The organism is Rickettsiales bacterium, from assembly GCA_033762595.1.
Classification (GTDB): domain Bacteria; phylum Pseudomonadota; class Alphaproteobacteria; order Rickettsiales; family UBA8987; genus JANPLD01.
Window position 1 is genome coordinate 1 of sequence record JANRLM010000030.1, and the last position, 20,578, is coordinate 20,578.

Here is a 20,578-nt window from a genome sequence, read left to right on the forward strand (position 1 = left end):
GAGAGCCAAGCGGAGTGCAGGGAATAAGGGCTTTTTTATTTCCAGTTACAAGCAACCCACGATTAATAACATTAAAACCATCAACATCTTTCTCGGCGGAAATACTTGAGATAACTGCGTCTTCAGAGATATGTTTTGGTAGTGGAAGCTGAACTAATATTCCATTTACTTCAGGGTTTTTGTTGAGTTCATCAATTTTATTTATCAGAGTTTTTTCATCAATATTATCTGGGTATTTGAATTCAAAACTTTGCATTCCAACTTCTAAAGTTTGTTTTGCTTTGTTGCGAACATAGACTTGGCTTGCAGGGTCTTCACCCACTAAAATCACCGCTAAACCAGGGGTTTTGTTGGTTTTTTTCTTTAATTCTTCTACTTCAGATTTAATTTTAGCTCTGAGGTTTTCTGCAAATTTCTTTCCATCAATTATTTTTGTCATAATCTTTCCATAATAGTAAAAATATCTTTATCTCCTCTACCGCAGAGATTCATTATAATAAGCTCAGAGGAATGATTTTTTGCCTCACGAATAATATAGCCTAAAGCGTGAGAAGGCTCTAACGCTGGGATTATACCTTCAGTTTTAGCTAGAGTTTGGAAGCCTTTTAGGGCATCTTCATCAGTTGCACTTTGATATTCCACACGGCCAATATCGTGTAAATATGAATGTTCTGGCCCTATACCTGGATAATCAAGCCCTGCTGAAATTGAGTGGGATTCTAAAATCTGCCCTTTTTTATCTTGCAGATAATATGTTTTATTCCCGTGCAGAACACCAACTGAGCCCTTAGCAATAGATGCGGCGGTTTCTTGGGTGTCAACACCCTTACCAGCGGCCTCAACGGCGGTCATCTTAACATTTTCATCATTGATAAAATTATAGAAAAGCCCTAAAGCGTTTGAGCCACCGCCAATGCAAGCTATCAGCCTATCTGGAAGCCTACCCTCAATCTGTTGAATTTGCTCACGAGCCTCTTTGCCGATTATTGATTGAAAATCCCTCACCATCATAGGGAATGGGTGGGGGCCTGCTGCCGTGCCGATTAAATAATAAGTATCATCAACATTTGAAACCCAATCTCGCATTGCTTCATTCATCGCATCTTTAAGGCTTGAAGAGCCAGCGGAAACGGGCTTAACTTCCGCACCTAGTAACTTCATTCTGAACACATTGGGCTTTTGCCTTTCAACATCTTTTGCACCCATATAGATAACGCATTTCATACCAAATAAGGCACAAACCGTGGCAGTTGCTACGCCGTGTTGACCAGCACCAGTTTCAGCAATTATGCGGTTTTTACCCATATACTTCGCAAGTAAAATCTGCCCTAAACAATGGTTGATTTTATGCGCACCTGTGTGGTTAAGTTCATCTCTTTTAAGATAGATTTTAGGAGGTTTAGTGTTAGAAATTTTGCCCAGATATTCAGAAAAATTTTTAGCATAATAAAGCGGAGATGGTCTGCCATTATAGTTTTTCTGCCAATAATCTAATTCCTTAATAAATTCAGGATTATTTTTGCATTGCTTGTAGGCTTGCTCAACTTGTAATATAAGAGGCATAAGGGTTTCAGCGACATATCTTCCGCCATATTGCCCAAAGTGACCATTCTCATCAGGTTGTGAATAATTTAGTTTTGAATGATTCATGATTATTGTTAAATAATTAAACTTTTTCTATATAAAGTCATTAATGTCAATAAACTATTACTTAGTTAAAATACAAAAATTTTTTTAATGCAAATTAATAAAATAAATTTAACTCCAGCATTATATGTAATTGCAACTCCGATTGGCAATCTGAAAGATATTACTATTCGGGCTTTGGAAACGCTTGCAAGCCTTGATGTTTTATTTTGTGAAGATGTTAGGGTTACCGGAAAACTGCTAAAACATTATGATTTGCAGGTAAAACTTAACACTTATAATGATTTCAGCAAGCAAGAAACTAGAGACTATATTTTAGAGCAGGTTAGAAACGGCAAGGCAGTTGGCTTGGTTAGTGATGCTGGAACGCCCCTAATTTCAGACCCCGGATATAAACTTGTTAGGTTTTTGCTGGAAAATAATATAAAAATTATTCCAGTTACGGGTGCAAGCTCAGTTATAACCTCGCTTTCAGTTTCTGGGTTACCTAGTGATAGTTTTTATTTTGCGGGCTTTTTGCCTTCCACAAAAGAGGCAAGACGCAATAAAATTGAAGAATTTTCAAACCTAAAAACTACTATAATTTTGTTTGAAAGGGCAGAAAGAGTTTTTGATTTAACCCAAGATTTTATTGAGGTTCTGGGGGATTTTAATTGTTGTTTAGCGAGAGAAATAACTAAATTATATGAGGAATTTAAGCTCCAAAAGCTTTCTGAGTTAAATTTATTTCTTCAAGAAAATAAAATCAAGGGAGAGTGCGTTTTGCTTATAGATACAAGAGAAAATTTTGCTCAAGAGAAGCAAAATAATTTAGAAAATTTAGATGAATTTTTGATTAATTTAATGTCAAAATACAAATTAAGCGAGGCCTCAGAAATTGCAGCTAACAAAACCGGAATTAAAAAGAAGAAAATCTACTCTAGGTTATTAGAGTTGAGGGGAGTTGAATAATTTTATCTATTTTTTCCACCATTAGGGTTTTTAGGGAAGAAATCTGAATAATGATTATTTACTCCTATGGTATTAGATTGTTCCTGATAGGCTTTTCGTACATCTTCTTTGAATGTTATTGAAGAATAATTTTCAATGCCAACATTTTTGTCATGTTTTTTTGCTTCGTCTACGCCAAGAAAATATCCAAGCAACGCATCGCTAACATACTCATCAATAAAAAATGAATCTTTTTCAAGAGGATTGAAAAAGTAATATTTATCATCACGCTGATTTTTATCTTCTGACATCACAGATTCTGGGTAAATTTTATATCCTATCTGAGATAATCTTGCAAAATTTGCCTCCACATTAGTTAGTTTTTCTTCGTTTCTTAGCTTATTTGCCCAAACATGCTGAAAATGGTGATTTGTTTCGTGAAAAATCGTTCCTATAAAATCACAAAAACCATCAATTTTTTGTTGGTTACTTGAAAGAATTCTTATATTTAGGAAATTAAATGTAAATTTGTTGTTATCATGTGAATAGCCAGCTTTACCATCATATTGAGGATCTGAGATAAAACTAGTTACAGGATCAATCCCAAAATATTGGCAATTTAGATTGTGAATATATTTTGCGAAGTCTAAATTTTGTTGATCAGTTGTATGTTCCCAATTTTCATACATATAAGTTAGTAAATTTCCACTTTGTTTTGGAAAGCTTGACGAAACCTTGCTAAAATCATCAACATTTGTAATTTGAGAAATCACCCATTGTGCCGCACCTTTGCGAGCATCATAAGATTCTTTTGGCATAGAAACATTTGTAAGTAAAAATTGATGTAACCAATATTTATCTCCAAAAGTTTCAATTTCTCCGAAAGATTTAATAAGGTTTATTTTAGCTTCATCACTAATTTTTACTTTATGCTCTGAATGTCTTGCTATGTAAGAATTTGCTAAACCACTAGAAACTTTGCCGTCGTTTTGTTCAACATAATCATTTTCTATTTTTTCTAAAGATTGATAAAATTTTGTTAGTGAAGTTTCGTCAATTTTGTCGGCATTTTTTAGGAAATATTCAATTGTTTCAGCAGTAAAAAATCTATATTTAATTTCAACTTTGTGTTTTTTTATACTTTTTTCAATAGCCTCTGAAACATCTTGATCAGTAATTTTTTTTCTAGCTCGAGGCGAGTATTTTATTTCCTCAAGGTGCTCTAAATGAATCTTTCTAAATTTTCTAGCTTCAGGATTATCGTGTAACTCCCTCTTTACGCCATTGCCTGAAAAAATATGAAACTTAAGGAAAACATTTTGTAATTCTTGTTCAGTCATTCCAGCTAGGCAAGCAACTATTGATGCTTTTTCAGTTGGGTCATTGCTTATTGTTAGTCCAAAATTTTCTTTGTTCTTATCATGGTTGTTAAAATTTAGTTCTGCAATATCTGGTATTCTTAAAGGTTGATTAAAAGGCATTAGAGAATTTATTACAAAAGCTAAATCTTGATTTTGATAGTTTGGTGTTTTTAATAATTGAGAAAAGTGTTTAGCCGCTTGCAGAGCTTCCGTGGATGTTAAGGGTTCACCATTTCTAAGCTTATTTTTAATTTCTTCCATTCCTTCATTTTAAGAGCAAAAGGTTAAAAATAGATTAAAAAATGTAAAAAATTATGTTTTTTATTAGGGTTTTAGTTAAAAAATTTCTTTTTAACTCTTAATTTTATTCAAAAGCTTGACATTTGCTCGCATTTTTTCTTGATCAAAAGTGAAAGCTAGAATTGAGCTTATTAAATTATTATCACTAATATTTTTAATAAAATAGCCATTTGCACCAGCTTTTATGCATTTATTTTGCACATTCATATCGTCAACCCCTGTTAGAATAATTATCGGTGCAGAAGTTGAGCAGTGATTTTTTATTGCGGCGTATGTGTCATAACCTTTGCTATCAATCAGGTTCAAATCTAGAATTATAATGTCATAATTTTCTTGTCTTATAAATTGTAATGTGTCTTCAAGTGTGGCGGTGTTTTCAATTTCAACATCATGGGTTTTTGACAAAGCTCTCTCAATAATTGTTTTGTAGGAAATAAATTCAATAGGGTTATCTTCAGCGTAAAGAATTCTCAAAGGCTCTTTTTTAATAAAAAAAATCTCATTAACTTTCTTTTTTTTATCTTTTGCCATTAACCCCTCCAATTTAATAGTTGAGTAAATATATCATCTATTCACTCAAAGATAAAGCAAAAAATAAACCTAGGGTAGAATAAATTTAATTAAACTTAATTAATGGTTGAAATTTTTGGTTCGGTTGTGATATTTTTTAAGCTAAGCTTGTAATAATTAACTAAGAGTTAAAAAGATGGTTAGAGTTGAGGGTATAGGTGTTTGAGAATGCGTCTTCTATAGCTAAATGAGTATAAATAGCGGTTATTGCAACAAGCTAATTTTGCTTAATAACAAGAAAAAATCAAGTGGGATACTTATTGATATCTCCGAAGATTTTTTTGCAGTCAGTAAGCAAAATTAGCAGTTGCCCTTTGGGTTATGGCAAAAAATAGAAATTATTTCGTTAAAAATTTTTCCCATAGATTGACTATGAAAATAAATTTTTGCCTGTTAATTTTTATTTTTTGACTCATAACAATAAACGCTGTCTATACTCATTTAGCTATAGAGTCATTCTGAGCGTTAGCGAATAATCTAAGCTATATAAATATTTAGATCTTTCGCTTCGCTCAAGATGACTAAAACAGAAAAATAGAAGTTCTACTATGATTAAAATCTTAAGCAACCGCGTCTTTTGCGGATCTCTCAGCACGCTTGCGTTCATTAGGGTCAAGATGCCTTTTACGCAAACGGAGCGATTTTGGAGTAACTTCTACAAGCTCATCATCATCAATGTAAGAAATCATCATTTCAAGCGTCATCTTGCGGGGTGGCGTTAAGCGAATCATCTCATCAGCACCAGAAGCACGAACGTTTGTAAGCTGTTTGCCCTTAAGAACATTCACTTCTAAATCATTATCGCGGCTATTTTCGCCAACAATCATACCTTTATAAACTTTATCTTGGTGACCAATAAACATAGTGCCACGATCTTGCAGGTTGAAGATTGCGTATGCAACAGCTTCACCAGTGTCAGTTGAAATTAAAGCACCATTTCTTTTTGCTGGAATTTCACCTTTGTGAGGTGCATAAGAATGGAAAACCCTATTCAAAACGCCAGTTCCACGAGTATCGGTTAAGAATTGGCTTTGATAACCAATTAATCCGCGAGATGGGGCATGGAATAAAATACGAGTTTTACCGCCACCAGTTGAACGCATATCCTTCATTTCCGCTTTGCGAAGGCTTAATTTTTCAATAACGATACCTGAAAATTCATCATCAACATCGGCGATAACTTCTTCAATTGGCTCAAGTAATTGGCCGTTTTCATCTTTTTTCATAAGAACTTTTGGGCGGGCAACTGATAGTTCAAAACCCTCGCGACGCATATTTTCAATTAGAACGCCAAGCTGAAGTTCGCCTCTTCCGCCAACTTCAAAAGCATCTTTGTTATCTGATTCTTTAACATTAATTGCGATATTTTGCTCAGCTTCTGAAAATAATCTTTCACGAATCATATTAGAAGTAACTTTTGTGCCTTCCTGACCGCAATATGGGGAATCATTAACTGAAAGCGTAATTGCTATTGTTGGCGGATCAATTGGAGTTGAAGGGATAGCTTCAGTTACCGCTGCATCACAAATTGTATCAGAAACAGAAGTTTTAACCAAGCCTGCAACGCAAACTATATCACCAGCTTCGCCTTCTTCAATCGGCACCATATCAATTCCACGAAAGCCGAAAAGCTTTGTAATTCTAGCGTTTTCAACTAATTCACCTTTTAGGTTTATAGATTTTATATTTGAGTTTGCTTTGATTTTACCAGCGTAAATTTTGCCAATCAAAATTCTACCCATAAAAGAATCGTGTTTAAGGAGAGTTGCAAGCATTTTGAAAGGTGCTTCCACCGGCAGGCTTTGAGCTGGAACATGCTCCATAATCAAATTGAGAAGTGGGTGAAGATTTTCACGCGGGTCAGACAATTCTTTTGCACACCAGCCCTCTCTGCCAGAGGCGTAAAGAATAGGAAAATCAAGTTGTTCAGGGCTTGCATCTAGTGAAACGAATAGATCAAAAACTTCATCAATAACTTCATTGCATCTTGCATCTGGCCTATCAGCTTTATTGATAACTACAATCGGCCTTAAGCCTTGCTTTAGAGCTTTAGAGAGAACGAATTTTGTTTGAGGCATAGGCCCTTCTGCTGAATCTACAAGCAGAATAACTGAATTTACCATTGAAAGAACGCGTTCAACCTCACCGCCAAAATCAGCGTGGCCGGGAGTGTCAACGATATTAATGCGAGTATCCTTCCAAGCAATTGATGTGCATTTTGCAAGAATTGTAATGCCACGCTCTTTTTCTAGGGCGTTTGAATCCATTACCCTTTCATCAACTTGTTGATTTTCACGGAAAGTGCCAGATTGCTTGAGGATATTATCAATCATTGTTGTTTTGCCGTGGTCAACGTGGGCGATAATTGCTATATTGCGAAGTTCAGTCATTTTATATGTATTTATGGTTTAGGCTGGCTTCTAGCAATATATTGCGGAATGTCAATCAATATGCTATTTGTAGCAAAAATAATTAGAAAATTTATGAAAAAATTAATTGTATCTTTCACGGTGATTGCAATTCTAGCCGTTACTATACTAGTTTTATATTCAATTTGGGGTAGTGAAGAAGCTAATATCAGCCTAATTTTCAAGGCGTTGGGTTCTTATTTTGTGATAATTATTTCTTCATTTGTTACTTCAAAATATATAAATTCTATTGAGAAATAATCTTTTTACTTCCCCCCAAAAAATAAGGCAATTAGGTCAATCGCGAAGAAAACTACTATTATGAATTCAAGCCAGAGCATTTTCGCACTTGAGATTTCAGAATGTGCAACTGAATATAACGCATCAAGCTGAGAAAGCCTTTCTTCAACGCTGTTTCGCCATTTATCAAGGTGAAATTTCTCCCTTGCGCCCATATAAACCCTTGCCAAATACCAATCGCCAAAAAATTTCGTGATGTGAGTAACTTCATCATTTAATTTTGTAACATCAACTCTCAAAGTTCTTAGATTTCTGAGGGTATTGTAATTAAAATTAAATAAACCGATTTTCTTATTTTTTACATCATCATAGGCTTTGTTGAGGTAATTATCCAACCTATAATCCATAATTTTATATTCTTCTAACTGAAGATTTGCTAGCTCCAAAACATAAATTGTATCTTCAACATAGCCTGTTAAATCAACGATAAAAGCGGAATCCCAATCAATAATTGTCAACTCCTGATTGCTGTAAGAAAGGTTGATTTTAAGAGTTTCATCAATTTGTTGTTGGCTTAAAATGTTAGGTTTGCTCTCAGTTACAAGCTCGGCAATTTGCTTTTTATAGCCCTGAAACCAATCATTTGCGGTTGAAATATTTTCTTTATCAAGATTTGTAACACAGAAAATTGTATAAGCCTCTGGTTCAAAAATTTGCTCAGATGGCTGAATTAGAGAGGTTTTGATATCTTGAATGGTTTTCTTGCAAAGCGAAATTGCAACCTCATCTAATTTGCGTTTATCATCAAGGGCAGGGGCGTGATATTGCTGAAGATTTGCGAGGTTATCAGTTTCAAATTCAATATTGAAATAGATGGAAATACAACCAACTTCATAAATATTTATTTTTGCAGAAATTTCTTTGCCCTGATATGTAATTTTCAAATCAGAAACCTCAACGCTGAGTGGTTTATATAAAGGTATATCCTTCGGGAAAGTGTGATCAGTGCTGATTTCAAGCGGGGAGGCATCAGATCGCAAAATTTCAGTAAGGGTTTTGGTGTTTATTTCATTTGCAACATCAAAAGCGTATAAATATACAATCTTTCCTTTCATATCTTCCCTTTCAAATTTTTTTGATTTATTATTCTAATTATAAACTAACTTTTAGCTATATATTTCTCCCCCTGTTTACGGGGGGAGATTAAGAGGGGGGCTTTTTCCAAAGCTCATCAACTATTAACAATTAACCATTAACCAATTAATGCCCCCACCCTAACCCTCCCCCGTAAACAAGGGAGGGGATAAAGAGCAAATTTTTTATTGCTCTTTATATTAGAGATTTTTATTCAAAAATAATTACATTGACTTATAAACTATAAATCTATGAAAAATAAAATCAAAATTGCACCATCGATACTTTCCGCTGATTTTTCCAAACTTGGTGATGAAATTAACGCCATAGATAAAGCTGGTGCGGATTTAGTTCACATTGATGTCATGGATGGCAGATTTGTGCCGAATCTAACTATTGGCCCATTGGTTATTTCTTCAATCAGAAAAACTACAAATATCCCCTTTGATACACATTTAATGATTGTTGAGCCTGAGAAATATATCGCTGATTTCCGAAAGGCTGGTTCTGATATTATTACAATTCACTATGAAGCTTGCACGCATCTTGATAGGGCGGTGAGTCAAATTAAAGAGAGTGGAGCAAAAGCAGGGGTTTCAATTGTTCCTTCAACTCCTGAAAATCTGCTTGAATGTATTCTGCCAGAGATTGATTTAGTGTTGGTGATGTCTGTAAATCCGGGTTTTGGCGGGCAGAAATTTATTCCATACAGCCTTGAAAAAATTAGAAATCTTAGAAGAATGATAGATAAAACTGGCAAAAATATTATGTTGCAAGTTGATGGGGGAATAAATGCAAATAATATTAAACAAATTCTTGAAGCTGGAGCGGATACTATAGTTGCAGGCTCGGCTGTGTTTGATGGCAACCCTCAAAATTATAAGAAAAATATTGATGTGCTGCGGGGTTAGTTTGCAGATTTTATAAACTTAAACGCCAATTGACACCCCGCATTTATTGCGGGGTTAATGGTTAAGAGTGTTTCTAAAACTTAGTGTTGAACTTGTTTTATAGTTAACCCCGCAATAAATGCGGGGTGACAATAGAGGAGAAAAAGGGATAAAATTTATGACTGAAAAGCAGGAAAAAAAGGAAGCTCCGCACCCAAAAAATAATAAGGAATTAGAAGAAATTCTTTCTAAAATTCCCGAGATTGGTGGACCAAAACACGGCACAACAAAATTCGGTGATTGGAGTAATAAGGGTAGGGTTAGCGATTTTTAATTGCGATTAAAAACTTCTATATTTTGCCAGATATATAGCGAAGTCAACTCATTCCCGCGGATGCGGGAATCCATAAAAGCCATAGATACACGCTTTTGTGGGTATGAAGTTAAGTTTTTTTAGTTGAAAAAAATCAAACAAGCAACTTCTCTTCCTTCGGAAAGCAAGATGTTGTAAGTTCTGCAGGCTGCACCATTATTCATATATTCAATTGGGATTTTTCTCTCTCTGAAATAATTTTCAACTTCTTTAGTAAAAAAATTTGATGAATTGCCGTATCCTGCAAGTAAAATCTCAGTTTTTTCAAGGTTAGGTATTTCTTGTAAATCGCTAATTGAAATTTCATTAATGGAAGAAAATTTCTTGCTAAAAGTAAAAATATTTTCAGTTGTAAGAAAAATAGTTTGATAAAATTTCTCACCGGAAATTGTAACTACATTATCGCCATAAGATTCAATCTGCTTCTTATTCGCAGGGATTATTGGGGTTATATCTTGCATAGATTATAAATTCTCAAGCCTTTTAATAATTTCATTTTTGCCAAGTGCGAAGATTACTTGCTTCAAGTCCGGTGATTCCATAGTGCCGCAAATCGCAGCTCTTAAACTTGGCAGAAAAACGCCCGCTTTAATATTATTTTGCGAAGCATATTTTTCAAAAATTTCAGTGATTTTCGGAATTGAAAAATCATCAATTTCAGAAAATAAATTTTTCAGAGGGGTTATATGCTCCCTTCCTTTTTCAAGGGATTGAAAGGCTTTTTCAGTGTATGCAACTCTTGCAAAAATAAAATCGCATTGTTCAGCTAGTTTTTGAAAATTACTAGCACGCTCTTTAAGTGCTGGAATTAATTTTTTAATTCGTTCAGAAATTTCACCGCTTAAAGCACCAAATTTATTTTCAATAAATATTTTTGCTTGTGAAAAAACTTCATCATCAGAAAGTTTTTTTAGGTAAAGAGAGTTAATATTTTCCAATTTTGCAAAATCAAAACGAGAGGGTGAACGGCCGATTTTTCCTATATCAAACCTTGAGATTGCTTCAGTTTGAGAGATAATTTCTTCTTCGCCCCAACTCCAACCAAGCCCCATAATGTAGTTGCAAATTGCTTCAGGCAGGTAGCCCATTTTTTGATATTCTTCAACGCCAAGTGCGCCGTGCCTTTTAGAGAGTTTCGCACCATCAGCTCCGTGAATTAGCGGAATATGAGCGAATTTTGGCAAAGGCCAATTCATCGCATTAAAAATCATAATCTGGCGGAAAGTGTTGGTTAGATGGTCATCACCGCGGATTACATCGGTAATTTTCATATCAAAATCATCAACCACCACCGCAAGCATATAAGTTGGCGTGCCATCAGCACGCAAAATAACCATATCATCAAGCTCAGAGGCTGGATAGCGAACTTCACCTTGCACTAAATCATTGATGATTATATCGCCTTCAAGAGGTGCTTTAATGCGGATTGCGAAAGGTTTATCAGGATGATTTTCCCCTGAAATATCACGCCAAATTTTAGGGTATTTGAAGGCCTTGCCCTCGCTTTCAGCTTTTTTACGAAGCTTATCTAATTCTTCAGGGGTGCAGAAACACTTGTAAGCCGCACCTTTTGAAAGTAATTCATAAGCAATTTCTTTGTGCCTCGCTTCTCTTTTAGATTGAAAAATTGGTTCATCATCATAATTAATTTGTAACCAATTAAGGCCTTTTATAATTGCTTCAATAGCTTCTTGTGTGGAGCGTTTTTTATCTGTATCTTCAATGCGAAGCAAAAATTTTCCGCCAAGCTTTTTGGTATAGAGATAATTAAATAAAGCCGTTCTTGCACCGCCAATATGCAAAAAACCCGTTGGAGATGGTGCGAATCTAGTAATTACAGACATATTTCCTAATGTTTTTTGAAGATTTATAAGTCAATAAATTTGAAAAACCAATCAAAAATGGGGGGACTTCCAATTAAAAATTATTCGTTCTAACATCAACCTGAAGTTTAATTTTTCAACCTGAGAGGTTTTATGCCAAGATTAGATGAGAGCTTAATTTCTGATTTATTATCTAGTAAATTATCAAAAAGTGAATTTATAAAAATTTCCCCTAGAAAAGAAGATGATGAAAAATTTAGCCCGCAACAAAATTTGTGGCGTGGCGTTATTTTGCAAGCGATTGTTGATGCATCAAATAATTCAACAAAATTAGAAATGCGAAAGATTAAAGCCAAGGCAATAGCTTGGCTTCATAGTGATAATGATGATGTAAAATATGTGTGTGAAATGGCAGGTTTTGAGCTTTGTTATATTAAAAAGTGCGTGAAGAAAATTCTTTCGCAAACTCCGCAAGAAAAGAAATTAAATATTATAAAAAAGAAAATTGCAAAACTAAGAAAAGAAAAATCAAACCGAGGCAGGAAGCCCAAAACTCCTATCAAGGAATCTCTGTTCAGCGGAAATTTCATCTTTAGCGATAGAAATATCAGTTAAACCAAAACCTTTTTTGATAAGGTTTTTACCTCTAAAATTTGCAGCCTCAAAACCTACCCATAAATTAATCAAAAGGCTTAAAATTCTTAAGAAAAAACTATCTTCAGGAGAATTATAAATTTGATAAAAAACAAACCCTTCAACTAATAAAAGACCAAAAAATAAATACCAAATTTTATGATACAACGCCCAAAAACTTGAGAATATAAAAGCATAAAAACTGAAACCAGTTTTTACTGATTCAATTTCTGGTGAATAATTTGTCGCGTTACTTTTTGTATAAATTTCAAATATTTTCATAACAATTTATCACAAGCTCCCTTTGGTTGAAGGTAAGATATTACTAGCACGAGGGTCAATTTCAATAGCTTGTCTTAAAGCTCTAGCTATACCTTTGAAGCAACTTTCAATAATATGGTGGCTGTTTGTGCCATATAGATTTTCAACATGCAAGGTAATTCCTGCGGATTGTGCAAATGCTCCAAACCATTCTTTGAAAAGCTCGGTATCAAACTCTCCAATTTTATCACGAGTGAAATTTACATTCCAAATTAAATATGGGCGATTAGAAATATCAAGCGAAACACGGCTTAAAGTTTCATCCATGGGAATATAAGAATGAGCATATCTGCGAATTCCAACCTTATCACCAAGTGCTTGAGCGAACGCCTGACCAATCACAATGCCGGAATCCTCAGTGGTGTGGTGAAAATCAATGTGCAAATCACCTTCGGCTTTTAGCTCAATATCAATTAAACTATGGCGGGAAAGTTGCTCAAGCATATGATCAAGAAAACCAATGCCAGTGCTGATTTTATACTGCCCCGTGCCATCTAAATTAATTGAACAAGAAATTTTTGTTTCTTTTGTTTTTCTTTCAACACTTGCTTTACGCATTTTTAATCCTATATGTTTTCTTAATATTAGTAATTGCAAATGCATTATGCAATAGCAAGTTGTTCAATTATATAGATTTTATGAAAAATAGCAATGAACCAGTGATAGATTTTAATTGGCACGCCACCACTATTCTGTGCGTTAGGAAAGGTGAAAAAACCGTTCTTATTGGTGATGGGCAGGTTTCACTGGGTCATACGGTTATAAAATCTACTGCAAGAAAGTTAAGGACGCTTAAAGATGGTGCGATTGTAACTGGTTTTGCAGGCTCAACAGCTGATGCATTAACTTTATTTGAGAGGCTTGAAAGTAAGCTAGAAACTTATCCAAACCAACTTCGCCGTGCATGTGTGGAGCTTGCTAAAGATTGGCGAACTGATAAATATCTCCGCCGTTTAGAGGCTATGATGATAGTTGCTGATAAAGAAACTATGCTAGTTTTAACCGGAAATGGTGATGTTTTAGAGCCAGAACACGGCATTGCAGCCATCGGAAGTGGTGGAAATTATGCATTATCGGCAGCCCGAGCATTAGCTTATTATGAAAATGACGCTGAAATAATCGCTGAAAAAGCTATGAAAATCGCTGCTGAAATCTGTGTTTATACTAATGAGAATTTCAGTAAAGAAGTTATTAAATAGTTGATGGTTTATGGTTGATAGTTGATTGAAATTTTTTCAACCATAAACCATAAACTATCAACCATTAACCTAAAAAATGAAACATAACCTAACCCCAAAAGAAATAGTAAATGAGCTTGATAAGCATATTATCGGGCAAGATGAAGCTAAGAAATCCGTTGCGATTGCATTGCGTAATCGCTATCGCAGAATGCAGGTTGAAAAATCTCTCCGTGATGAAATAGTGCCGAAAAATATTCTGATGATTGGCCCCACGGGCTGTGGTAAAACAGAAATTGCCCGCAGGCTTGCAAAGCTTGCTGATGCACCTTTTGTGAAGGTTGAAGCCACGAAATTTACAGAAGTAGGATATGTTGGGCGTGATGTTGATTCAATCATTAGAGATTTAGCAGATCAGGCGGTTAATATCGCTAAGAAAAAAGCTCGCGAAGAAGTTAAAATCAAGGCTGAGCAAAATTCTGAAGAAAGGGTTCTAAATGCACTTATCGGCAAGGAGGCATCTTCGGAAACTCGTGAAAAATTCCGCGTAATGCTTAGAAATGGCGAGCTTGATAGCCGTGAAATTGAAATTGAGGTTGAAGATAATGGCAACCCAACTGGTTCTATGATTGATATTCCCGGTTTTCCGGGGCAGATGGGTATGATTAGCATCACAGAAGTTATCGGCAAAACACTTGGTTCAAAAATGAAACGCAAGAAAATGAGCGTTCTTGAGGCTTATGATATTTTAATGGCGGAAGAAAGCGACAAGCTTATAGATGAAGATAAAACTATCAAAGAAGCCATAAATTCAGTTGAAAATGACGGAATTGTTTTCTTAGATGAGATTGATAAAATTTCCGCTAGAAATGATGGTAGAAGCGATGTTAGCCGTGAAGGCGTGCAGAGGGATTTATTACCTTTAATTGAGGGAACGGTTGTTTCTACAAAATATGGCATTGTAAAAACGGATCATATATTATTTATCGCAAGTGGGGCTTTCCACCTTGCAAAACCTGCTGATTTACTGCCGGAACTTCAAGGAAGGCTGCCAATTCGTGTGCAGTTAGAAGGGCTTAAGGAGGAGGATTTGTATCGCATACTTTCTGAGCCAGAAGCAAGCCTAACCAAGCAATATAAGGCTTTAATGGCGGTTGATAAAACCAATGTTGAATTCACTGATGATGGTATAAAAGAAATCGCTAGAATTGCCGCTGAAGTTAACAAAAATGTTGAAAATATTGGTGCAAGAAGGCTTCACACTATTATGGAAAAACTTCTTGAGGAAATCAGCTTTAATGCTGAAGGTAGTGCAGAAAACCAAGTTAAAATTAATGCGGAATATGTAAAATCTAAACTAGATTCCCTCGCCACAAAAACTGACTTAAGCAAATTTATTTTGTAAGTTCAGATTTAGTTTAGTATAAAAATTATAACTTACTTTTATCATTAAAATCTAACAAGGATTTTTTGAAAAACTTAACCTGTTGAAATATATGGCGAATAATAAAGCAATAATTTATGCACCAGCAAAAACTGCGATGCAATCTGGTAAGGGCAAAACTGGTAAATGGTTGTTGGAATATATTCCTGCAAACAAGAAAATTGTTGATAATCTTATGGGTTGGCAGGGTTCAAATGATATGCTTTCGGGTGAAATAAAAATTTTTTTTGATGATAAAAATGAGGCAATTTCTTACGCTAATAAACACAAAATAGAATTTGAAATTGTTGAGCCTAAACAGCCAAAACTCAAAATTCAAGCCTATGCTGAGAATTTTACTGGTTAAACCGCCTATATTTGGCTATGATCGAAGAAATTGCAAATGATGCTTTGTTTGGATATGGCTTGATTTTCTGCCGATTTGGCTCTGCATTGTTATTCTTGCCGGGGCTTGGGGAATCTTATGTTTCTGCGCGTGCGAGGCTTGGCTTTGCTATAATTCTTGCGGTTTTATTTTATTCTCTTCTAGCTGATATTCTGCCGAAAATGCCAAGTGATAGCATTGAAATGACGCTTATAATCGCCTCAGAGATTATAATTGGCTTATTTTTTGGCTTGCTAATTAGGATTTTGCAATCTGTAATGCATATCGCGGGTATGAAAATTGCTTTTATGAGCAGCTTATCATCAGCGACTATGTTTGATACAAACCAAAGTACTCAAGGCTCTGTAATTGGTGGGTTTCTGTCGGTTGCGGCGATAACGCTTATTTTTACTTCAGGCCTGCATCAAGTTTTGATAAAGGCTCTTTTTGATACTTACAAGCTCATAAAAGTTGATGATTTCAATTATTTTGAAAATTTTGCTGAGATTTCAATTGATTTTCTATCTGCATCTTTCTTGATCGCATTCAAGGTTGCTGCTCCGACCATTTTAATTGGACTTGTTTTATATCTTTCTGCGGGTTTGATGAGCAGATTAATGCCAACAATGCAGGTTTTCTTTGTGCTAATCCCTCTGCAAGTTGCTTCTGTGGTGTTTATTATGGGCTTAAGTATATCGGCGATATTATTAGTTTATTTGAATTTTATTGAAGAAAAAATTGAAATCTTTTTGCAATAAATTTGTAAGTTTTTGATCTGTTGTCACCCCGTGCTTGTCACGGGGTTAATTGTTGAAATTTATTTTATAAATTTGAGGGTTGAGCTTGCTTTTTGTTTAACCCCGCAATAAATGCGGGGTGACAATTGGCGGATAAGTTTCAAAATGAATACTTATTAAAATTGCCAATAAATTACTAGCCTAAAACCATTTATTCTGCTAATAAGCCTTCATAAATTTAACCTATCAACCTCGTATGGCTGAAGCACTAAAGAAAACCCAAGAAAATAAGGATTTCAACATTACTGAAGAAGTTCTTAAAAATCATAAAATTTCGCAAGATGAATATAAATCTATCTTGGAAATTATGGGCAGAAAGCCTAACCTTGTTGAACTCGGCATTTTCTCTGTGATGTGGAGTGAGCATTGCTCTTACAAATCAACTCGCAAGCATATAAAAAAGCTGCCTACGAAAGGTGAACAAGTTATTTGTGGCCCAGGTGAAAACGCTGGCGTGGTTGATATTGGGGATAATCAGGCGGTTATATTCAAGATGGAAAGTCATAATCACCCATCTTTTATCGAGCCTTATCAAGGCTCTGCGACTGGTGTTGGTGGAATTTTGAGAGATGTATTTACTATGGGTGCAAGGCCTGTTGCTTTGCTAAATGCGCTTAGATTTGGTGCAACTAATCACCCAAAAACTAAGTTTTTACTAAAAGGTGTAGTGGCTGGAATTGGCGGATATGGTAATTGTGTAGGCGTTCCAAATATTGGCGGTGAAACGAATTTTGATGCAAGTTATAATGGTAATATTCTTGTAAATGCAATGGCGATTGGTATTGCGGATCAAGATAAAATTTTCTATTCGGCTGCGAGTAGCGTTGGTTCAAAACTCCTCTATGCTGGCTCAAAAACTGGCAGAGATGGCATTCATGGTGCAACGATGGCATCGGCTGAGTTTGATGAAAAATCTGAAGAAAAACGCCCAACCGTTCAAGTTGGTGATCCATTCGCTGAGAAAAAGCTGATTGAAGCTTGCCTTGAACTTATGCAATCTGACGCTGTTGTTGCAATTCAAGATATGGGGGCGGCTGGTTTAACTTGTTCCTCGCTTGAAATGGCGGCAAAAGGTGGCACTGGTGTTGAGTTATGGCTTGAAAATGTTCCACAGCGTGAAGATGGAATGAATGCCTATGAAATTATGCTATCTGAAAGCCAAGAAAGAATGTTGATGGTTATTAAAGATGGTAAGGAAAAGTTTGCTCAAGATATTTTTGATAAATGGGATATTGATTCCGCAATCGTGGGTGAAATCACAACAACTGGAAAGCTTGTAATCAAGCATAATGGTGTTGTAGAGGGCGAGCTGCCGATTCTTCCACTTTCAGAAAATGCACCAGTATATGATAGACCTTGGAAGCCAACTGAAGAAAAAGCTGAATTATTCTATGAAAAACCTGCTACTGAAAAAGATTTATTTTCGGCACTTACAAAAATTTTAGCCTCTCCAAATATCTGCTCAAAACGCTGGATTTGGGAGCAATATGACACTCGTGTAATGAATGATTCTGTTCAAATTCCTGGTGGTGCGGCTGGGGTTGTTAGGGTTCACGGCACTAAAAAAGGAATTGCGGCAACAATTGATTGCACGCCTCGTTATGTCTACGCTGACCCGCAGGAAGGCGGAAAACAAGCCGTTGCAGAGAGTTATAGAAATTTAGTTGCAGTGGGTGCAAAGCCACTTGCAATTACAAATTGCTTGAATTTTGGTAATCCAGAAAAACCAGAAATTATGGGGCAGATTGTTGGCTCACTTGCTGGAATGGCGGAGGCCTGCACTGCACTTTCCTACCCAGTTGTTTCTGGAAATGCTTCACTTTATAATGAAACTTTAGGGCAATCCATCAAACCAACCCCTGCAATTGGTGGCGTTGGTTTAATTGAAGATATTTCAAAAACCATCACAACTTCTTTCAAAAAAGAAGGGCAGGTGATAATTCGCATTGGCGATATGGAAGGCCATCTGGGAGCTTCAATTTTCGCTGAGGAAATTCTTGGAATTAAAGAAGGATATCAACCGCCAAAAGTGGATTTGGAAGTTGAGAAAAAAAATGCTGAATTTATTTTATTTTGCATTGATCAAGGCTGGATTTCAGCATGTTCTGATATCTCTGATGGTGGGCAGTTAGTTACAATTGCTGAAATGGCAATCGCTGGAAATATTGGTGCAACCATTGATATTGCACTTTCTTATGCTCGTGCATTTGGTGAAGATCAGGGCAGATATATTATCACTGCACCACAGGAATATGCTGAGAGAATTTTAACTAAAGCCCCTGAAATGGGCGTGGAAGCTATTGCGATTGGTGATACTGGCGGAATGTCAATTAAACTGGGTAATGAAGAAATTTCAATAGTTGAGCTAAAACAGGCTTTCAACAACACTATTGAGAAAATTGTTGCTTAAAATTTATGAATCAAATAACCATATATGGTGGCGGATTTTCAGGGATAACAGCTTGTTTGGCCCTCTCTAGTTTTGTTTCAAAAATTTTATTTATTGAACCATTTTCACTTACGGAAAAAAAAAGAAATGGCCGAGATGATAGAACAACTGCACTTTCTGCTGGTAGCGTAGAATTCTTAAAAGAATATGGAATTTGGCCTGAAATTGAGCAAATAGCTGGCGTTATTCAAGATATAAAAATTGTGGATAATGATTTGTATTCTGGTGATTCTTTACTCAAACTTGATTTTCACTCAAAAGATATTTCAGAAAAGCCGATGGGCTATATTGTTGAGAATAATTTATTCAGAGAAATTTTAATCAAGAAAATAAAATCTTTACCAAATGTTGAAATTTTAGAGGGGGTTAAAATAGATTTTTTATCCCAAGATAATTCAAGCGTTACGCTGAAACTTTCAAATAATAATGAGGTTCAAACCAAAATTTTACTTGCGGTTGATGGTAAAAATTCTCCAATCAGGCAGAAATTAAATATTGAAACTACTGATAAAGATTATAACCAAAATGCAATAACTTTTTGCATTAAACATCAAAAACCCCATAGAAACACAGCGGTTGAACGCTTTACCCCAACTGGCCCTTTTGCTTTGCTACCATTAAAAGAAAATGATTGTAGTGCAGTTGTGTGGACTATCCCTCGCAATCTTTCAGAAATTTATATGAATATGAATGAAGAAAGATTTAAGCAGGAAATTTATAATAGAATGCAGGATTATGGAGAGTTTGAGATAATCGGTGAAAAAAATTCTTATCCTCTAAAGCTAAAATTTAGCAAAAAATATTATAGTGGTAGGGTGGTTTTCGCTGGGGATTCCGCTCATTCTATCCACCCAATAGCAGGGCAGGGGTTTAATCAGGGCGTCAGAGATTTAATTTTGCTAGCCAAATTATTCAAAGAAAGAAGCCGTTTAGGGCTTGATTTATTTGATGAAGAAACCCTTAATAATTATGAAAAATCTCGTTTTGCAGATAATATGCAAATGATATTAGCAACTGATAAAATAAATTCACTCTTTTCAAACGAGAGTAAGGTTTTAAGATTTGCTAGAAGAGTTGGAATTTCTGCGGTTGATAAACTCCCACCTCTTAAAAAATTCTTTATAAAAAGAGCAAGTGGGAGTTCTTAGCCTTTTACATCTTCGCCCCATTCGTCGATGAGTTCAGTTTGCATTTTTTCCATCTTAGCAATCATAATTTTTGATCTAACCTCAACAATCAAAGAAGTAATTTTAGGTATAATATAAACCACCCCCCAGCCAAACCCAGAAAATCCATAAATCAAAAGCCAAGCAAGTGGATCATAGAGTGAATTAATTGCAGTGCTATCTGGGCTACCACTTAAAAAAATTGATAATATATATGGAAACGCCCCCGTAAAATTAAAGGCAGAAACTGATTTTGAGGCAAAACGACCTGGTTTTTTATCCCACAAAATAGAAAGTAAGCTTGGCATAAAAGCTAGAACCACGAAAAAAAACACATTTCGCATATTCAGCCAAGTGAATAAAACCGCAAAAAGTGTGCAGATAAAAGAAATTATTATAAGGCTTTTTATAAAGCCTCTAGACCTCTGTTGCTTAATTTTTTTATATCTTTCTTGTATCGAATTTGCTGTTTCCATATATTTTTATGGTGTTTTGTGTAGTTATATATGGTTTTTTCAAAAATTTATACTATTTGGTTAGCAAACTTATA

General features: G+C 35.3%; 22 protein-coding genes. 11 read left to right on the plus strand and 11 right to left on the minus strand.

Features of this window, described 5'->3' with window-relative positions; genetic code table 11:
- Both SFT90_02295 and trpB read right to left on the minus strand, forming a co-directional pair.
- Positions 1–439 (minus strand): tetrahydrofolate dehydrogenase/cyclohydrolase catalytic domain-containing protein (locus tag SFT90_02295; GenBank protein ID MDX1949315.1); only part of this gene is annotated, 439 nt, incomplete at its 3' end.
- Positions 436–1,650 (minus strand): tryptophan synthase subunit beta, encoded by a 1,215-nt coding sequence (gene trpB / locus SFT90_02300; protein MDX1949316.1) that lies wholly within the window; start codon positions 1,648–1,650, stop codon positions 436–438. The genes trpB and SFT90_02295, both read right to left, overlap by 4 nt.
- A gap of 87 nt (positions 1,651–1,737) precedes the next feature.
- Between trpB and rsmI the strand changes: the two genes are divergently transcribed.
- Positions 1,738–2,598 carry a 16S rRNA (cytidine(1402)-2'-O)-methyltransferase gene (gene rsmI / locus SFT90_02305; protein ID MDX1949317.1) on the plus strand — a complete coding sequence of 287 codons (861 nt, stop codon included), beginning with the start codon at positions 1,738–1,740 and terminating at the stop codon, positions 2,596–2,598.
- A gap of 2 nt (positions 2,599–2,600) precedes the next feature.
- On the opposite strand, the gene SFT90_02310 is transcribed toward rsmI, so the two are convergent.
- From SFT90_02310 to typA, 3 genes are all read right to left on the minus strand, one after another.
- Positions 2,601–4,199 (minus strand): hypothetical protein, encoded by a 1,599-nt coding sequence (locus SFT90_02310; protein ID MDX1949318.1) that lies wholly within the window; start codon positions 4,197–4,199, stop codon positions 2,601–2,603.
- Positions 4,200–4,289: 90 nt separating this feature from the next.
- Positions 4,290–4,769: a response regulator transcription factor gene (locus SFT90_02315; GenBank protein ID MDX1949319.1), complete on the minus strand. Its 480-nt coding sequence runs from the start codon at positions 4,767–4,769 to the stop codon at positions 4,290–4,292.
- A gap of 599 nt (positions 4,770–5,368) precedes the next feature.
- Complete coding sequence (gene typA / locus SFT90_02320; GenBank protein MDX1949320.1) at positions 5,369–7,198, minus strand: translational GTPase TypA; 1,830 nt, start codon at positions 7,196–7,198, stop codon at positions 5,369–5,371.
- 93 nt (positions 7,199–7,291) lie between these two features.
- Between typA and SFT90_02325 the strand changes: the two genes are divergently transcribed.
- Positions 7,292–7,477 (plus strand): hypothetical protein, encoded by a 186-nt coding sequence (locus SFT90_02325; GenBank protein MDX1949321.1) that lies wholly within the window; start codon positions 7,292–7,294, stop codon positions 7,475–7,477.
- Positions 7,478–7,482: 5 nt separating this feature from the next.
- On the opposite strand, the gene SFT90_02330 is transcribed toward SFT90_02325, so the two are convergent.
- On the minus strand, positions 7,483–8,571 hold the full coding sequence (locus SFT90_02330; protein ID MDX1949322.1) for a hypothetical protein: 1,089 nt from the start codon (positions 8,569–8,571) through the stop codon (positions 7,483–7,485).
- 270 nt (positions 8,572–8,841) lie between these two features.
- Between SFT90_02330 and rpe the strand changes: the two genes are divergently transcribed.
- Both rpe and SFT90_02340 read left to right on the plus strand, forming a co-directional pair.
- On the plus strand, positions 8,842–9,501 hold the full coding sequence (rpe, locus tag SFT90_02335) for a ribulose-phosphate 3-epimerase (GenBank protein ID MDX1949323.1): 660 nt from the start codon (positions 8,842–8,844) through the stop codon (positions 9,499–9,501).
- A gap of 157 nt (positions 9,502–9,658) precedes the next feature.
- Entirely contained in the window at positions 9,659–9,814 is a 156-nt protein-coding gene (locus SFT90_02340; protein ID MDX1949324.1) for a DUF1674 domain-containing protein, read from the plus strand.
- A 119-nt stretch (positions 9,815–9,933) separates the two neighbouring features.
- Here SFT90_02340 and SFT90_02345 read toward each other — a convergent pair whose 3' ends face one another.
- Together SFT90_02345 and gltX are read right to left on the minus strand one after the other, a co-directional pair.
- Positions 9,934–10,314 carry an Mth938-like domain-containing protein gene (locus tag SFT90_02345; GenBank protein MDX1949325.1) on the minus strand — a complete coding sequence of 127 codons (381 nt, stop codon included), beginning with the start codon at positions 10,312–10,314 and terminating at the stop codon, positions 9,934–9,936.
- A 3-nt stretch (positions 10,315–10,317) separates the two neighbouring features.
- Positions 10,318–11,697: a glutamate--tRNA ligase gene (gene gltX / locus SFT90_02350; GenBank protein MDX1949326.1), complete on the minus strand. Its 1,380-nt coding sequence runs from the start codon at positions 11,695–11,697 to the stop codon at positions 10,318–10,320.
- Positions 11,698–11,829: 132 nt separating this feature from the next.
- On the opposite strand from gltX, the gene SFT90_02355 reads away from it, so the two are divergent.
- On the plus strand, positions 11,830–12,291 hold the full coding sequence (locus tag SFT90_02355; protein ID MDX1949327.1) for a hypothetical protein: 462 nt from the start codon (positions 11,830–11,832) through the stop codon (positions 12,289–12,291).
- Here SFT90_02355 and SFT90_02360 read toward each other — a convergent pair.
- The gene (locus SFT90_02360; protein ID MDX1949328.1) at positions 12,205–12,591 is read right to left on the minus strand and encodes a DUF2628 domain-containing protein; all 387 of its coding nucleotides are present in this window, start codon (positions 12,589–12,591) and stop codon (positions 12,205–12,207) included. The genes SFT90_02355 and SFT90_02360 overlap by 87 nt on opposite strands.
- A gap of 9 nt (positions 12,592–12,600) precedes the next feature.
- On the minus strand, positions 12,601–13,188 hold the full coding sequence (gene hisB / locus SFT90_02365) for an imidazoleglycerol-phosphate dehydratase HisB (protein MDX1949329.1): 588 nt from the start codon (positions 13,186–13,188) through the stop codon (positions 12,601–12,603).
- A gap of 80 nt (positions 13,189–13,268) precedes the next feature.
- Between hisB and hslV the strand changes: the two genes are divergently transcribed.
- From hslV to SFT90_02395, 6 genes are all read left to right on the plus strand, one after another.
- Entirely contained in the window at positions 13,269–13,829 is a 561-nt protein-coding gene (hslV, locus tag SFT90_02370) for an ATP-dependent protease subunit HslV (GenBank protein ID MDX1949330.1), read from the plus strand.
- A 76-nt stretch (positions 13,830–13,905) separates the two neighbouring features.
- Positions 13,906–15,213 (plus strand): ATP-dependent protease ATPase subunit HslU, encoded by a 1,308-nt coding sequence (gene hslU, locus SFT90_02375; protein ID MDX1949331.1) that lies wholly within the window; start codon positions 13,906–13,908, stop codon positions 15,211–15,213.
- 91 nt (positions 15,214–15,304) lie between these two features.
- Entirely contained in the window at positions 15,305–15,598 is a 294-nt protein-coding gene (locus SFT90_02380) for an ETC complex I subunit (protein MDX1949332.1), read from the plus strand.
- A gap of 17 nt (positions 15,599–15,615) precedes the next feature.
- Positions 15,616–16,374 carry a flagellar biosynthetic protein FliR gene (locus tag SFT90_02385; protein MDX1949333.1) on the plus strand — a complete coding sequence of 253 codons (759 nt, stop codon included), beginning with the start codon at positions 15,616–15,618 and terminating at the stop codon, positions 16,372–16,374.
- Between the two features lie 235 nt (positions 16,375–16,609).
- Positions 16,610–18,823 carry a phosphoribosylformylglycinamidine synthase subunit PurL gene (gene purL, locus SFT90_02390; GenBank protein ID MDX1949334.1) on the plus strand — a complete coding sequence of 738 codons (2,214 nt, stop codon included), beginning with the start codon at positions 16,610–16,612 and terminating at the stop codon, positions 18,821–18,823.
- A gap of 5 nt (positions 18,824–18,828) precedes the next feature.
- Complete coding sequence (locus SFT90_02395) at positions 18,829–20,010, plus strand: FAD-dependent monooxygenase (GenBank protein MDX1949335.1); 1,182 nt, start codon at positions 18,829–18,831, stop codon at positions 20,008–20,010.
- On the opposite strand, the gene SFT90_02400 is transcribed toward SFT90_02395, so the two are convergent.
- Positions 20,007–20,504 (minus strand): hypothetical protein, encoded by a 498-nt coding sequence (locus SFT90_02400; GenBank protein MDX1949336.1) that lies wholly within the window; start codon positions 20,502–20,504, stop codon positions 20,007–20,009. The two genes, SFT90_02395 and SFT90_02400, sit on opposite strands and share 4 nt — an antisense overlap.
- Positions 20,505–20,578 lie beyond the last annotated feature (74 nt).